Below are 16,106 nucleotides of genomic sequence, written 5' to 3'. Positions count from 1 at the left end.
GACAAGGAATGGGAGGAACGTAAGAAGTGGCTAGTGACAAGATTGTAATCAAAGGGGCTAGAGCCCACAATTTGAAAAATATCGATGTTACCATACCCCGCGACAAATTTGTCGTCCTGACGGGACTGAGCGGCTCCGGTAAATCCTCGCTTGCTTTCGATACGATTTATGCCGAAGGCCAGCGCAGATACGTAGAGTCGTTGTCCGCTTATGCCCGGCAGTTTCTCGGGCAGATGGAGAAGCCGGATGTTGATTCCATTGACGGCTTGTCTCCGGCTATCTCCATTGACCAGAAGACAACAAGCCGCAACCCGCGTTCGACGGTGGGTACGGTAACAGAAATTTACGATTATTTGCGTTTGCTCTTTGCCCGGGTCGGAAGACCGCATTGTCCGGATCATGGCATCGAGATTACTTCGCAGACCGTTGAGCAGATGGTTGACCGTATTATGGAATATCCGGAGAGGACGAAGCTGCAAATTCTGGCGCCGCTTGTTTCCGGCCGCAAGGGTGAGCATTCCAAGCTGTTTGCCGATATCCAGAAGCAAGGCTATGTCCGTGTCCGGGTAAACGGTGAGCTTCGGGAGCTTAGCGAGAAAATCGAGCTCGAGAAGAACAAGAAGCATAATATTGAAGTGGTTATCGACCGGATCGTGGTGAAAGCGGATATTCAAGGCCGGCTGGCGGATTCCCTGGAAACCGCGCTGAAGCTGGCTGACGGCCGTGTTATTGTTGATATTATTGACCAAGAGGAGCTGCTGTTCAGCTCCAACCTGGCTTGTCCGGTATGCGGATTTAGCATTGAAGAACTGGCCCCTCGCATGTTCTCTTTCAATAGTCCGTATGGTGCCTGCCCGGATTGTGACGGTCTTGGCGTGAAGATGATTGTTGACCCGGATCTGCTTGTTCCGGATCTGAGCAAACCCATAAATGAAGGGGCATTCGAAGCATGGGCGGGAAGCACGTCGAATTATTACCCGCAATTCCTGAGCGCAGTGTGCCAGCATTATCATATTCCGCAGGATGTACCGGTATCGGATTTGTCAGCCGATCAGATGAAAAAGCTCATGTTCGGTACAGGCGGAGAGCGAGTACGCTTCGTGTATGAGAATGACTTTGGCCACCGGAAGGAAGCTTACGTTCCTTTCGAAGGTATTGTTCATAATCTGGAGCGCCGCTACCGGGAGACGGCTTCCGATGGCATCCGCGAATATATTGAAGCTTACATGAGTGCCAAGCCATGCGGTACTTGCAAAGGCCATCGTCTGAAGAAAGAAAGCCTTGCCGTTACGATTAACGAACAGAATATTTCCTTTGTGACTTCGTTATCGATTGGCGAGGCGCAACGTTTCTTTGATTCCCTTACCTTAAACGAGAAAGAGCAGAAGATCGCTCACCTCATTCTGAAAGAGATCAATAGCCGCCTGGGCTTCCTTGTGAACGTTGGCCTGGAATATTTGTCGATGAGCCGTGCCGCAGGCACCTTATCCGGCGGAGAGGCACAGCGGATCCGTCTTGCTACGCAGATTGGTTCCAGTCTGATGGGCGTTCTGTATATACTGGACGAGCCAAGCATTGGTCTGCATCAACGCGATAATGACCGTCTTATCGAAACCCTGGAGCATATGCGCAACCTGGGCAATACGCTTATTGTCGTCGAGCATGATGAAGATACGATGCTTGCCGCCGATTATATTATTGATATTGGCCCTGGCGCAGGTATTCACGGGGGGATGGTAACCGCCGAGGGAAGTCCTGAGGAAATTATGAAGGACGATAACTCTCTGACCGGCCAATATTTGAGCGGGAAGAAGTTTATCGAGGTTCCGCTTGAGCGTCGTAAAACCGGAGAGAAGTGGCTGGAGATCCGCGGGGCCAAGGAAAATAACCTGCGCGGCGTTAACGTGAAGATTCCGCTGGGTATATTCACGGCCGTTACCGGCGTATCCGGTTCTGGTAAATCTACACTCGTGAATGAGATCCTCTACAAGACGCTGGCTCGCGACCTGAATAAGGCGAAGGTACGTCCAGGCGAATACAAGGAATTGCGCGGTCTTGAGCATTTGGAGAAGGTTATCGATATTGACCAGTCTCCGATTGGCCGAACTCCTCGTTCGAACCCGGCTACCTACACGGGAGTATTCGATGATGTGCGTGATCTCTACTCCACAACGAATGAAGCGAAGGTTCGCGGCTACAAGAAGGGCCGTTTCAGCTTTAACGTAAAGGGCGGCCGTTGCGAAGCGTGCAGAGGCGACGGTATCATCAAGATTGAGATGCACTTCCTGCCGGATGTGTATGTCCCTTGCGAGATTTGCAAAGGCAAGCGTTATAACCGTGAGACCCTGGAAGTGAAATACAAAGGCAAAAACATTGCCGAGGTGCTGGAGATGACGATCGAGGACGCAACCAAGTTCTTCGAGAACATTCCCCGTATCCACCGGAAGCTGCAAACTTTGCTTGATGTTGGTCTCGGCTATATGACCTTGGGCCAACCGGCGACAACCTTGTCGGGCGGCGAAGCGCAGCGCGTGAAGCTGGCTTCCGAGCTGTACCGTCGCAGTACAGGCAAGACGCTGTACATTTTGGATGAACCAACAACAGGGCTTCACGTCGATGATATTGACCGTCTGCTTACGGTCCTGCACCGCCTTGTTGATTCCGGAGAATCCGTCCTTGTTATCGAGCATAACCTTGATGTGATCAAGACAGCCGATTATCTGATCGATCTTGGACCGGAAGGCGGCAATGGCGGAGGTACCATTGTTGCATCGGGTGCACCCGAGGATGTTGTTAAAGTATCGGGCTCCTATACAGGCAAGTATTTGAAGCCTATTATGGAGCGGGACCGTGAACGCACGGTGAACCGGCATCGCGCAGTCCAGGAAAGCGTAGCGGCAGGGGCCGTGGAGTAAGTTAAAGGCAAAGGAGACTCTTCTTATCCGATGGAAAGGGAGTCTCTTTTGTATGTTTAGTTATAAATAAAGGCAGAATGGGACAAATTAACTTGCAGAGTATACTGGTAAAACAACGTTTTAAAGAACAAATGTGGGAAAACGTGACAAACTTGTTACGAAATCTGAATCGGACTTGCATGATTTGCCACTTGAAGATAACATAGAGGTAATATAGGCTACGTGCGAATAAAAGGGGGTCACTCGATGTTTTTGGCAGCAGAGGAAGCAGCTAAATCCACCAGCAACATCAATACATTTGACTGGTTCATGCTTGCGTTCACCATTTTAATCTTGATTGGCTTTGTACGTTTAGTAAAAGCTCGCCCTAAGAAAAATGTATTTGCAATCGGATTCACTACGATAGCGTTGCTTTTGTTTCTTTACATAGACTATATTATGATTTTTAAAATTTGGATGGCATAAATACAAGGCCTGCCGGCGAACCGGCAGGCCTTGTACATTTATAAGCGCCAGCTCATGATCCGAGAGGAAAATGGGCTGGCGCTTTTTGATTTGCCAATTGACATTTGTTGGGTGATCCTTTATTATATTATTTAATAGTCATCTAATTAGATGTTTGTTAAATTAGTATGCAGGAGGAAGTGAAGTTTCCATGCAATTAGACAAGGTAGTGAGCTATCATAAAGCATTAGCGGATCCGACGCGTATCCGGCTTTTGATTCTGCTGGCAGACGGGGAACTCAACGGGCAGGTGCTGGCGGAGAAGCTTGGCGTAACACCGGCTACCGTCACTCACCACGCGGCCAAGCTTCGTGAAGCAAGCTTGATTAATGAACGGAGAGAGAAGAACACCATTTACTTCTCGCTCAATGACTATTTTATTAAGAATGGCTCTAACGCTGCGGCTAATTTGATTTATCGGACAACTACTCAGAAAGGAGGAGAAGAACAAATGAACGAGGAATTTGAGCGCGTAAGGCAGTCCGTGATCAAGAACTTCTTCGCTGCTACAGGTCAACTGAAGTCTATTCCGGCTCAGCTTAAGAAGAAGCTGATCGTACTCGAGTATATGGTATCCAAGCTGGAGAAGGGGCGCAAATACACGGAGAAGGAACTCAACGAATTCATCAAAGGCTTCCACCCGGATTTCGCGACGATCCGCCGCGAGTTTATCATGCACCAGTTCATGTTCCGGGAGAACGAAATTTACGAGCTTAATCCACCGGAGATGTGGGCGAAGTGGGAGACGTTGTCCTAGCCTTTATCTTTGCCTTTATCTTTATCGCATGTAAAAAAACAGCCTGCCCGGCATAAGCCAGGCAGGCTGTTTTATTCCTCTTATCTTTAATTCAATTGTTTGGTCTTTGTGGTAAATGAGCGGAGCGAAAGTATGTTTCTGGAGAAACGGAGTGTTCGCCTTTGACCGAGGATTTCAACCGCTAAGCGGTTAAATTCGAAGAAATCCACGGTCAACAGCGATCGGAAGAAACATACTTTTGCGCAGCGATTGCTTTTACCGCATCAACCAACCCATCGAATTATACCCACCACATATCCCCAACAGGCTCTTTAATCAGAACTTGCTGCAGGTTTTGAACAGCTTTCGAGAAGCCTTCTTCAACGGACATCAGGCCGTCTTCATGCTCGATGCTGACAACGTAGTCGTAGCCAACGAGACGCAGCGTGCTGATGATGTCTGCCCACGTTTTCAGATCGTGGCCAAAGCCAACGGAGCGGAACTGCCAAGCGCGGTCCAGCATCAGTGTGTAAGACTGCATGTCCGTTACGCCGTGTTTGTTCACGTTGTTGAAGTCAATGGAAGTATCCTTCGCATGGAAGTGATGGATCGCGTTTTCGCGGCCCAGGATTTTGATCGCTTCAACAGGGTCAATGCCTTGCCACCACATATGGGATGGGTCAAGGTTAGCGCCAATCGCATTGCCTGCAGCTTCACGAAGGCGAAGCAGCGTAGCAGGCGTATGAACGGAGAAGCCACCATGCAGCTCAAGGCCGATTTTTACGCCGTTTTGCTCAGCGATACCGCCGATTTCAGACCAATATGGAATAACTTTTTTCTCCCATTGCCAAGCAAGGATTTCTTGGAAATCGTTCGGCCATGGAGCAACCGGCCAGTTCGGATATTTTGCATCCTCGTGGTCGCCAGGGCAGCCGGAGAAGGTGTTTACAACCGGTACTTCAAGGCGGTTAGCCAGCTCGATTGTTTTACGGATAGTAGCGTCGTCTGCGCTGGAAATCGCTTTTTGCGGGTGAAGCGGGTTAGCATGGCAGCTAAGTGCGCTGATAATCAGTCCGCGCGAATCTACCGCCTGTTTAAACGCTTTCAATTTGCCTGCGTCAGCAAGCAATGTATCTGGATCGCAATGTGCGTTGCCAGGGTAGCCGCCTGTGCCAAGCTCTACCGCTTCAAGACCTTTGGCAGCGATGTAGTCGAGTGCTTCTTCAAATGGTTTTTGCGAGAAAAGTACGGCAAATACGCCTAATTTCATTATTATTACCTCCTAAGGTTTGGCTGTCCCTATTATAGCATTCTAGTGATGCGTATACCTCATTTTTACGAAAGAAAAACCAAAATCGCATACAAACTAGGCAATTCGAATGAAAGCAATCTTCCCGCCCGGAAAGATAAGGCATTCCGCTTGCGACAGGTGTCAAAAATCACGTCAAATTTAATGGAATAAGAGACTTACGTTTGTCGTGTTTTTGGATATTTAATCAATATGAAAAAAGATGTTTGCCTCGCCTATTTATTTACTTATTATTTAGGTTTTTATCTTACAAATTCTTCTTGTTGTATAGTACTTTGGCATGATACATTTAGAACGTGTTTCCTATAAATGGATTCTTGTTTTTGATTGGATCTGGGAGAGTGATAGAGTGAAACGTAGTATGCTTCGCGCAGGCGCCATCGTCCTAACGGGAGGACTGTTGGTAGCCGGATCAGCGTTTGCAGCGGGAACGGCAACAAGTCCCGGAACAATGAAAATGAGCGCGACCAAGATTAACGGAGAGGTGTACGTCAAGGCATCGTCGCTGACGAGTACTTTGGGAGGTACGGGTGCTTACGATGCATCAACCAAGACTTATGCCTACACTCCTCCGGCAGATGTACCGTCTGTCGTCAGCAAAGTCTCTCCTTCCGTTGTAGGAATCATCGGCAAGCCGGCGGACGGTGGCGATCAACGTTATGTTCTGGCACATGGGACAGGCGTTATTATGAAAGCCGACGGCTGGATTTTGACCAACGCCCATGTTGTAAAAGACTTGACCAACATTACCGTTGTAACCGCGGATGGCAAGCAATACAGCGGGAAAAGAAGCAATGTCGACGAAGTAAGCGATCTGGCGCTTGTCAAAATCAACGCGACCAAGCTGCCGGTAGCAAAGTTTGCGGCATCGCCGCTGCAAGCAAAAGTCGGCGAGACGGTGATTGCAATCGGCACGCCTGTCTCTTTCTCGCTTCGCAACACGGCAACAACCGGCGTACTAAGCGGCATGAACCGCTCGGTATCTTCCTATTACCGTCTGCTGCAGACGGATGCCGCGATTAACCCGGGGAACAGCGGCGGCCCGCTCGTCAATATGAAGGGCGAAGTGATCGGCATCAATTCCATGAAATTCGTGGATGAGGGCATCGATAACATGGGCTTCTCGATTCCGGTGGATACCGTATCGTACGTAACGGGACATTTCTTCAAGTACGGCTACGTGAAGCGCTCCTCCCTTGGAATCGGGCTGGAAGAGAGCTACGCGGCTATCGTTGGTTTGCCAACCGACGACGGTTTAACCGTTACTTCAGTCAAATCGGATTCGGCCAAGAAGCTTGGCATTCAGGTCGGTGATGTGCTGTATTCCGTTGCTGGCCATCAGATTTCTTCTATTGTAGAAGTGAACGAGCTTTTGAAATCGTATTTGCCCGGCCAACAGGTTGAAGTAACAATGATGATGGATGGCGATTTGGTTACCCGTAAACTGACGCTAACAACGGCTTAATCTTTTATTCCGTTATAAATAGGGAGAGTAGAGAGAATGAAGATGAAACGATTTATGTTTATGCTGTTAGCGGTACTGCTGGTCGTAACGATCGTGCCGGCAGCGGCTTTTGCGGCAGACTCCGCGAGCGGTAACGTAGAAATCCGCCTCAAAACAAACAGCTCGACCGTTACGATTAACGGGAAACAATCGACTGTACAGGCTCCTTTTGAAAAAGCGGGAACAACCATGGTGCCCCTTAGCGTCATCACGAAAGCTTTTGGCGCAAAGCTGAAGCTTCAAGACAACAAAATTATTACGCTGACTTATAACAATAAGACCGTAGTCGTAACGATTGGCAGCAAAACCGTAAAAGTAAACGGTAAAGATCAAACGGTTGCGGTTGCTCCAGTTGTAATCAAAGGTACTACGATGGTGCCGGTACGCGTCATCGTTGAAACTTTTGGCGCGAAGATCGGTAAAGATAAGAAAACGGGCGAAATCGTAATCACCGGTACTATTGCTCAATCCGGCACTAGCAATTCGGGCGGCGGTTCGACTAACCTTGACCCTGACTATGGCAAAACCAAGTTCGGCGACAGCTACTACGGCTGGACAATGAACTATCCTCCAGGTCTCAAGCTCTTAAATCAAAATGATGATGGTTCATTCGTAATTTGGGGAAGCGCAACAAGCGACACAAGCGTAATTATTTCAACGGAGAAGGTTACCGATGTTCTGACCAAAAGTGAAATCCAAGACAAGATCGTATCCGGCTGGTTAGGTGACGATGAGGTTGTTATTGATAAACGGACGATCACTGTCAATGGTCTAAACTTCGAGAAAATGGTTACCAGAACAACTGAACGCGGTTTGCTGTTCGAATACCGCGCTCTTCAGAAGGGCGATACGCTTTACTATGTTATGGGCGGAGTAGCCGGCACGGACAAAACCGCTCTGGATCCTTACCAATCGCTGCTTGACAGCTTTGTTCCGTCCTTCGACAGTAACGATAAAACAATCAAGGATATCACTAAGGTTTCTAATGGGTTAATGGCTATTAACAATAAAGAATACGGTTTGTCTCTCAAGCTTCCGGCAGGCTGGTACAAGGATAAGGACAGCAGCAATCCGACTTACGTCAGCGAGGACGGCTATTTCTCCTTCAGCATTTCTTCCGTGAAAGAGCAGGACAGCCCGCAGCAATGGCTTGCGCGGAGACAACAGCTCTTGCACGAAGATTTTCTGCCGAACTATATTAAAAACGAGAAGACCTCCTCCATTGTATTAAAAGACGGCAATGCGCTTGTTTTAACCTACGAGTTCACTTACGACCAGAAATTGTGGTACACCGCTAACGAAGTTCTGCTGATCGCCGGTAAATACCGTTATGCGATTGACTTCAACTATGATTCCAAAACAGGCTCGCAAGGGGAAGCGTTATACAAGTCCACAATGGCAACGGTAGATATCGATACTGCTTATGTTGAAAAAAATTATGGCCAAATGGAAGACGAGTTTGATTTAGACCGTACTGAAGTTACAGTCAAAACAAGTACCAAATATGGCTACTCGATTGCTCTTCCTGCTTATTGGTTCGGCGTGAACACCGATTTTAACAAGGAAGCGGTTGCTTATGTTGATAGTTTTGGGCACATGATTCTTCAAAATATCGAGGGCATGAGTGCTTCAAGCGTGGCTCAATCCGTTCAGCAATCCTTGCAGAAAGAAGGGGTTACGGTCTCCGGCAGCACTTCCTTCCAGATTGGAACCGCGAATGTCATTAAATTCTCGGTTCAAGACGTTACGGAGGACAATATTCCGATTACGGATGTATTTTACTTCGTAGAGAACAAAGGCAATACAATCATGCTCCTCTTCGGAATTAATAATGCGAATGCAACAACCAGTGCTTTAGATCGTTTTGACACCATTGTCAAGTCGATCAAATTCCAATAATTAAGACATTTAATTGAAAGAAGCCGGTTCTCGCCAAGAGAATCGGCTTCTTTTCTCTTCCCTGCCAGTATTGGGTGGTGGCATCTGCTGCCGCGGTTTGATAAACTAGCAATAGCAGGTTTACAAATGGAGGAATGAATGTCGAATGACGATTGATATAAAACGAGAGGATATCGAGCTGCTGGCACCTGCCGGCGACTGGGATTGCATGCGCGCAGCAGTGGCCAACGGCGCGGATGCCATTTTTTTTGGCGTAGAGAAGTTTAATGCCCGTGCTCGAGCAAACAATTTCCGGAGCGAAGAGCTGCCGGAGATTATGGCGTTTCTTCATACCTATGGCGTAAAAGGTTTCCTGACCTTTAATATTCTCGTATTTGAAGACGAGCTTCGCGATGCGAAGCAATTGATAGAGATGTGTATTAATGCCGGTGTAGATGCGGTGATCGTGCAGGACTTGGGTCTTGTGAAAATGATTCGCGAGCTGTCTCCGGACTTCCCGATCCACGGCTCGACGCAAATGACAATTACATCGCCTGAGGCTGTGGAATTCACAAAGCCTTTTGGCATGGAACGTGTCGTTCTCGGCCGCGAGAATAACCTGAAGCAAATTCAAAAAATCGGCGAGCAGGCAAAGCTTCCGATGGAAGTATTCGTGCATGGCGCGCTTTGCGTATCGTACTCGGGCCAATGCTTGACCTCCGAAATGTGGGGCGGCCGCTCCGCGAACCGCGGGGAATGCGCGCAGGCCTGCCGACTTCCTTATGATCTGATGGTAGACGGCGAGCACAAGCCGATGGGCGATGTTGCTTACCTATTATCTCCGAAAGATCTGGCGGCTATCGACCTGATTCCGGAACTGATTCAAGCCGGCGTAACTTCTTTTAAAATTGAAGGCCGTCTGAAAAGCCCGGAATATGTAGCTAACGTAGTAAGCAAATATCGCCGTGCGATTGACAGCTATTTTGCCGGTGATCTTACGGGCCCTTCCAAGGAGGAAGTCCGCGAGCTGCAGCAAAGCTTCTCCCGCGGCTTCACCCATGGGTTCCTGAAAGGAACAAACAACAAACAGCTGGTAGACGGAACCTTCCCGAAAAGCCGCGGCGTTTATCTAGGCCGCGTGGAGCGTATTCTCCGTGATGCGGTGACGATCCGCCTGGAAGCTCCGCTGAAGCGCGGTGACGGTATCGTATTTGACGCCGGCGATCCAACGAAGAAGGAAGAGGGCGGACGCGTCTACGACCTGCGCCGTCATGGCCAGAAGATCGAAGGCGAAGCGCAGGAAGGTACTCTTCTTGAGCTCGTTGCCGGACGTAATGACGTTGACCTGCGTAAAGTCCATGTCGGCGATAAGATCTGGAAGACGAATGACCCAGCTCTCGACAAGCGTCTTCGCGCGACGTTCGAGACCGAGAAGCCATACCGCGTATTCCCTCTGCATCTGAAAGTAACCGGTGTGGTTGGCGAACCGCTCCGCACCTGGTGGACGGATGTACAGAAGGGGATCACGGTAGAGGTTGAATCCGAGCTGATGCTGGAGCAGGCGAATAAACGCCCGATGGACGCTGCGCTGCTTGAAGACCAGCTTGGCCGCCTTGGCGGCTCGCTCTATCAGCTGGACCAACTGGAGGTCGCGCTTGAGGGCGATGTTATCGTACCCGTACGCGAACTGAACCGGATGCGCCGCGAAGCGGTTGAGAAGCTGACGGGCGAACGTCCGAAACCGCCGGTATACGTGAAGCATATGATCGATCCGCTTGAAGATGCGCCGAACGCGGTCGCAAAAGCCAAGCCATCCAAGCAGCAGGTATCCGATCCGAAATTGACGGCTCTATGCCGCAATCTGGAGCAGGTGGAAGCGGCTGTTCAGATGGATGTCGAGATGATTTATGCCGACTTTGAATTTATTAAGCAGTTCCCTGCGGCAATTGAAGTGGCAAGACGCGCAGGCAAGCCGATTGCGCTGGCTACGCCGCGTATTCATATGCCGGGAGAGAACGGCTACCATGCGAATATACTGAAGCTCCAGCCGGATGCCGTGCTTATCCGCAATACGGGTGCTTTGTACTACTACCTGCGTGCGCGCGCGGAGAACCCGGGCAAGCCGTTTCCTAAGCTGATCGGCGATTTTTCGCTTAACGTAGCGAATCACAAAGCCGTTGAAGTTTTTGCGGAAGCGGGTCTGGATCTGATTACCCCGTCTTACGACCTGAACATTCAGCAGATGGTGGATATGCTCGAGCAATCCGATACAACGCGTCTGGAAGTCGTGATTCAGCAGCATCTGCCGATGTTCCATACCGAACATTGCGTTTATTGCACGTTCATGAGCGAAGGGACCGACTACACAAACTGCGGACGTCCTTGCGAGGATCACCGCGCATCCCTTCAGGACCGGATCGGCATGTCCCACCCGGTACGCGTAGACGAAGGCTGCCGCAATACGGTGTACAACGCAATCGAGCAGTCGGGCGCCGAATATATTCGCAACTTCATGGAGCTAGGCGTACCTTCCTACCGCGTTGAGTTCTTGGAAGAGACTGCGGATAAAGTACGCGAAGTGCTTGGCTTGTACCGCGACGCTCTGGACGGACGCATTAGCGGCACAAAGGTATGGAAAACGTTAAAAGCAACGAATCAGCTCGGCGTTACGCGCGGGCAGCTCGTGAAATAAGGAGAACCGCCTTTATGAGTGGAGCATGGTACAGCGGCTGGAGACATGTGTTCAAATTAGATCCGGAGAAGGAAATCTCGGATGAGGCTTTAGATGCCGTATGTATGTCCGGGACCGATGCGATCATAGTTGGCGGCTCCAGCGGCGTTACGTTTGAAAATACGGTTGACCTCATGGCGCGCATCCGCCGCTATGAGGTGGACTGTGCCCTCGAGGTTTCGACCCTCGACGGGGCCGTTCCCGGCTTTGACGGTTATTTTGTCCCGATTGTCCTTAATACGGACAAGTCGGAATGGATCCTTGGCCGGCAGATCGAAGGACTCAAGGAATACGGCTCTTTTGTACCTTGGGAAGAGACCGCTTCGCAGGGCTATATTATCCTCAACGGCGAAGCGACGGCCGCTGCTGTTACGGGCGCCGATACGGAACTGGACGAGACGGCTTTGGTGGCCCATGTGCGCATGGGTGCGAGGCTGATGCATCTTCCGGTTATTTATATCGAGTATAGCGGGCGTTTTGGCGATATGTCCTTGGTTCGCGCAGCGAAGGATGCGGCTCAAGGGGCGCAGCTCTTCTACGGCGGAGGCATTCATAATGCCGATACCGCCGAGCAGGCTGCTCAAGTCGCCGATACGATTGTGGTAGGTAATATCATCTATGCCGATCTGGAAGCGGCGCTGTCGACGGTGGAAGCTGTACGCGCCGCAGCACGGGGATGAATGAACAAAGCTTGCGCGAAGCAAGCTGGTGACAGAAGCTTTTCCAAGAGATGCAGGGCATCGCAGAGCTATTCCGAGAGCGTAATGATAAGCTTTAGGAATAGCTTTTTATTTGCAAATTGACACATTACTGGCCGTTGTCTACACTATCAGTAAGAAGCGAACAAATGCGAACAGAACTTATAAATAAGGAGTACATTCATGTTTAATCCGATAAATATTGATCAAGCCGTACAGAAGCTGAACCCTCCTCAGAGGGATGCCGTTCAAGCGACGGATGGACCATTGCTTATCATGGCGGGAGCGGGCTCCGGCAAGACCCGCGTCCTTACTCACCGTATTGCCTATTTAATCGAGAAGAAGCGGGTTGCCCCTTGGAGCATTCTGGCCATTACCTTTACGAATAAAGCGGCCAGAGAGATGCAGGCGAGGGTAGCGGCGCTGATTGGCCCTTCCGGTCAGGATATTTGGGTCTCTACCTTCCACTCCATGTGCGTTCGGATTCTCCGCAGGGATATCGACCGCATCGGCTTTACCTCTAATTTCTCGATCCTGGATTCCGCTGACCAGCTGTCGGTCATTCGCAATTGCATGAAAGAGCTTAATATCGACGTGAAAAAGTTTGAACCGAAAGCCGTTCAGGCTGAAATCAGCGGCGCCAAGAACGAGCTGATTACGCCGGAGCGTTATGAGCAGAAGATAGGCGACTATTTTACCGATATTGTGGCGAAAGTATTTAAGATGTACCAAAAGCGGCTGAAGAGCAACAACTCGCTGGACTTTGACGATCTGATCATGACGACGATTCAGCTGTTCAAGGAAATGCCGGAAGTGCTTGAGTTCTACCAAAACAAATTCCGTTATATCCATGTGGACGAGTATCAGGATACGAACCGCGCGCAATACATGCTTTGCCGCATGCTGGCTGACAAGCATCACAATATTTGCGTTGTCGGCGACAGCGACCAGTCGATCTACCGCTGGCGCGGAGCGGATATTACGAACATCCTGAACTTTGAGGATGACTATCCGGAAGCCCGTACCATTATGCTCGAGCAGAATTACCGTTCTACGGCCAACATTCTGGAAGCGGCCAATGCCGTCATCAAGCTGAACACGGGCCGCAAGCCGAAGAAGCTGTGGACCGACCAAGGAGAAGGCGACATGATCACCTTGTACCAAGCCGACTCCGAGCATGATGAAGGGTATTTCGTAACCGGCACGATCAGCAAAAACGTGAAAAGCGGCCGCAGGTACGATGACCATGCGATTCTGTACCGCACGAACGCCCAGTCCCGCGTAATCGAGGAAATTCTGATCAAGTCGGACATTCCGTATCAGATTGTCGGCGGCATCAAGTTCTATGACCGCAAAGAGATTAAGGATTTGCTCGCTTACCTCAGACTGATCTCCAATCCGGACGACGATATCAGCTTGCAGCGGATCATCAATGTTCCGAAGCGGGGAATCGGCGATACGACGGTAGCGAAGCTGGCGGAAGAAGCCGTTCGTCAAGGCACGTCTATCTTTAACGTGCTTGGCAATCTGCAAGGGATAGATCTGAACGCCCGGGCACAAGGCCTGCTGCATGAATTCCGGGATATGATCGATAATCTAACGCAGATGGTCGATTATCTGTCCGTAACCGAACTGACGGAGAAAGTGTTGGAAATGTCGCAATACCGCATGGAGTTGCAGCGCGAGAAGACGCTTGAGTCGACTGCCCGGCTCGAAAACATCGACGAGTTCCTGTCCGTTACGATGGACTTCGAGAAGCGTAACGAAGACAAAACGTTAGTCGCTTTCCTGACGGATCTGGCCCTTATCGCGGATATTGATTCCATGGACAAAGACGATGACGGGAAACCGGCGGACAATAATTCCGTTGTTCTCATGACGATGCATAGCGCGAAAGGCCTGGAGTTCCCGGTTGTCTTTATTATCGGGATGGAGGAAAGCATCTTCCCGCACAGCCGCGCGTTAAACGATAACGAAGAGCTCGAAGAAGAGCGCCGCCTTGCTTACGTAGGGATTACCCGCGCGGAGAAGCAGCTTTACCTGACTTGCGCGCGCAGCCGGACTCTCTTCGGCCGCATCAGCGCCAACCTGCCTTCGCGTTTCCTGCAGGAAGTGCCGGACAACGTGAAGACGCTGGCTTCGCCGGGCGGTACGATCGGCCGCTCCGGCAGCTTTGCCGGCGGCGCAAGCCGCTCAAGCTTCGGCAGCAGCGGTGGCGGAGCCAGCTTTGGCGCAGGGCGCGCGCCATCCTTCGGCGCTTCCGGCGCCGGAGCCCGCACCCCGGGACCATCGGGGGCGGGAGTGCGCGTGAGCACGCCGCTAGACGCCGCCGCGAAAGCGGCGTCTACCGCCGGATCGGCCGCGGGGAATGCCGCGGACCGGAACTTCGTTGCCGGCGACAAGGTTGCGCACGGCAAATGGGGCGAAGGCGTCATCGTTTCCGTCAAAGGGACGGGCAACGATATGGAGCTGCAAATCGCTTTCCCTGCGCCGGTTGGCGTCAAACGGCTTTTGGCCGGATTTGCACCAATAACAAAAGTCTAAATGGATGGAAGGATGGGACCCTCCCATGGAAAACCAGACGGCAACGCCTGAGCAGCTGACCCGCATGCAAGAGCTGGCGGCGGAAATCTCCGCCCATAATTATTCGTATTACACGCTTGACCAGCCCACTATTAATGACGCGGATTACGACAAGCTATACGATGAGCTGGTAGCGCTGGAAGCCGCTACCGGCATTGTACTGCCCGATTCCCCTACGCAGCGCGTTGGAGGAGAACTGCTCAAAGGCTTTGAGCCCCACCGTCACCGGGCCCGCTTATGGAGTCTCGACAAGGCGCAGGATACCGAAGACCTCCTGGCTTGGAATCAGCGGGTATTGAAAGCCATCAATGACTATAACGCGAAGCATCCGGAGGAGGAGCCTCTTCCGCAGCCCAATTATGTCATTGAATTGAAATTCGACGGGTTAACCCTTAACCTGACTTATGAGAACGGCCAGCTTATTCAGGCATCCACCCGCGGCAACGGAACCGTTGGCGAGGGGATTCTGGCACAGGTGAAGACTATTCGCTCCGTGCCGCTGACTATACCTTTCAGAGACGGAATTATCGAAGTACAAGGGGAAGGCATTATGAACCTGTCCGTTCTGGAGCGATATAACCAGACGGCGGCAGAACCGCTTAAGAATGCACGCAATGCAGCTGCAGGCGCTCTGCGCAACCTGAATCCGAAAACAACGGCGGAGCGAAAGCTGAATGCTTTCTTCTATAATGTCGGATTTGCGGAAGGCGTTTCGTTCTCGAACCACCGGGAGATGCAGCAGTTTTTGAAGGATAACTTGTTCAAGGTGAATCCGTATGCCTTGTATTTCGATACGATTGAAGAAGTGCAGGAAGAATTGCTGCGGATTGCCGAGAAGCGACTGGAGCTTGATTTCCTGATCGACGGCGCGGTAGTGAAGCTCACGGATATGCGTACTCGGGAGGCGCTTGGCTATACGGATAAGTTCCCTCGCTGGGCGGTCGCCTTCAAGTTTGAGGCGGAAGAGGCGGCAACGGTGCTGGAGTCTGTCTCCTGGGAAGTCGGCCGTACGGGCAAAATCACGCCGGTAGCAAGGGTTGAAGCGGTTGAGCTGGCGGGAGTAACGGTACAGAACTGTACGCTTAACAATATCGGAGACATTGAGCGGAAGAACCTGAAGTATGCCTTGGGCACGCTTGTATCCATCCGCCGCTCGAACGACGTAATCCCTGAAATACTAGGCAAAATAGACGAAGAGCCGGGTCAGGAGATCGTATTCCCAACCGTCTGTCCGGCATGCGGCACCGA

10 protein-coding genes (1 of these 10 running past the window's edge) are annotated in these 16,106 nt (G+C 50.9%); 9 read left to right on the top strand and 1 reads right to left on the bottom strand.

Features of this window, described 5'->3' with window-relative positions:
* The first annotated feature begins 26 nt into the window (after positions 1–26).
* From uvrA to ACR9FF_RS27915, 3 genes are all read left to right on the top strand, one after another.
* On the top strand, positions 27–2,915 hold the full coding sequence (uvrA, locus tag ACR9FF_RS27925) for an excinuclease ABC subunit UvrA (RefSeq protein ID WP_435167060.1): 2,889 nt from the start codon (positions 27–29) through the stop codon (positions 2,913–2,915).
* Between the two features lie 246 nt (positions 2,916–3,161).
* A complete protein-coding gene (locus tag ACR9FF_RS27920) occupies positions 3,162–3,380 on the top strand; it encodes a hypothetical protein (RefSeq protein WP_201002353.1) in 219 nt (72 codons plus the stop codon).
* 190 nt (positions 3,381–3,570) lie between these two features.
* Positions 3,571–4,176 (top strand): metalloregulator ArsR/SmtB family transcription factor, encoded by a 606-nt coding sequence (locus ACR9FF_RS27915; RefSeq protein ID WP_435167057.1) that lies wholly within the window; start codon positions 3,571–3,573, stop codon positions 4,174–4,176.
* Positions 4,177–4,456: 280 nt separating this feature from the next.
* Here the strand turns inward: ACR9FF_RS27915 and ACR9FF_RS27910 are convergent, their stop codons facing one another.
* A complete protein-coding gene (locus ACR9FF_RS27910) occupies positions 4,457–5,425 on the bottom strand; it encodes a sugar phosphate isomerase/epimerase family protein (RefSeq protein WP_317982172.1) in 969 nt (322 codons plus the stop codon).
* 388 nt (positions 5,426–5,813) lie between these two features.
* On the opposite strand from ACR9FF_RS27910, the gene ACR9FF_RS27905 reads away from it, so the two are divergent.
* The 6 genes from ACR9FF_RS27905 to ligA all read left to right on the top strand — a co-directional run.
* A complete protein-coding gene (locus tag ACR9FF_RS27905) occupies positions 5,814–6,929 on the top strand; it encodes a trypsin-like peptidase domain-containing protein (protein ID WP_116393573.1) in 1,116 nt (371 codons plus the stop codon).
* A gap of 36 nt (positions 6,930–6,965) precedes the next feature.
* A complete protein-coding gene (locus tag ACR9FF_RS27900) occupies positions 6,966–8,867 on the top strand; it encodes a copper amine oxidase N-terminal domain-containing protein (protein WP_435167053.1) in 1,902 nt (633 codons plus the stop codon).
* 145 nt (positions 8,868–9,012) lie between these two features.
* Positions 9,013–11,538, top strand: a complete 2,526-nt coding sequence (locus ACR9FF_RS27895) for a U32 family peptidase (protein WP_127498041.1) — start codon at positions 9,013–9,015, stop codon at positions 11,536–11,538.
* Between the two features lie 14 nt (positions 11,539–11,552).
* On the top strand, positions 11,553–12,257 hold the full coding sequence (locus ACR9FF_RS27890; protein WP_435167049.1) for a heptaprenylglyceryl phosphate synthase: 705 nt from the start codon (positions 11,553–11,555) through the stop codon (positions 12,255–12,257).
* 201 nt (positions 12,258–12,458) lie between these two features.
* The gene (pcrA, locus tag ACR9FF_RS27885) at positions 12,459–14,819 is read left to right on the top strand and encodes a DNA helicase PcrA (RefSeq protein WP_201002339.1); all 2,361 of its coding nucleotides are present in this window, start codon (positions 12,459–12,461) and stop codon (positions 14,817–14,819) included.
* 25 nt (positions 14,820–14,844) lie between these two features.
* Positions 14,845–16,106, top strand: partial view of an NAD-dependent DNA ligase LigA gene (gene ligA / locus ACR9FF_RS27880; protein WP_435167046.1) — the 5' portion only. Its footprint extends 772 nt past the window's final position; only the first 1,262 of its 2,034 coding nucleotides appear in the window; its start codon is at positions 14,845–14,847; the stop codon falls past the right edge of the window.

This window comes from Paenibacillus glycanilyticus, from assembly GCF_051200795.1.
GTDB lineage: Bacteria > Bacillota > Bacilli > Paenibacillales > Paenibacillaceae > Pristimantibacillus > Pristimantibacillus glycanilyticus.
This window is presented reverse-complemented; position numbering and strand designations above follow the sequence as displayed.

Coding starts and splice junctions, on each gene's coding strand:
- ACR9FF_RS27920 (WP_201002353.1), top strand. CDS start 3,162: ATGTTTTTGGCAGCAGAGGAAGCAGCTAAATCCACCAGCAACATCAAT.
- ACR9FF_RS27915 (WP_435167057.1), top strand. CDS start 3,571: ATGCAATTAGACAAGGTAGTGAGCTATCATAAAGCATTAGCGGATCCG.
- ACR9FF_RS27910 (WP_317982172.1), bottom strand. CDS start 5,425: ATGAAATTAGGCGTATTTGCCGTACTTTTCTCGCAAAAACCATTTGAA.
- ACR9FF_RS27900 (WP_435167053.1), top strand. CDS start 6,966: ATGAAGATGAAACGATTTATGTTTATGCTGTTAGCGGTACTGCTGGTC.
- ACR9FF_RS27895 (WP_127498041.1), top strand. CDS start 9,013: ATGACGATTGATATAAAACGAGAGGATATCGAGCTGCTGGCACCTGCC.
- ACR9FF_RS27890 (WP_435167049.1), top strand. CDS start 11,553: ATGAGTGGAGCATGGTACAGCGGCTGGAGACATGTGTTCAAATTAGAT.
- pcrA (WP_201002339.1), top strand. CDS start 12,459: ATGTTTAATCCGATAAATATTGATCAAGCCGTACAGAAGCTGAACCCT.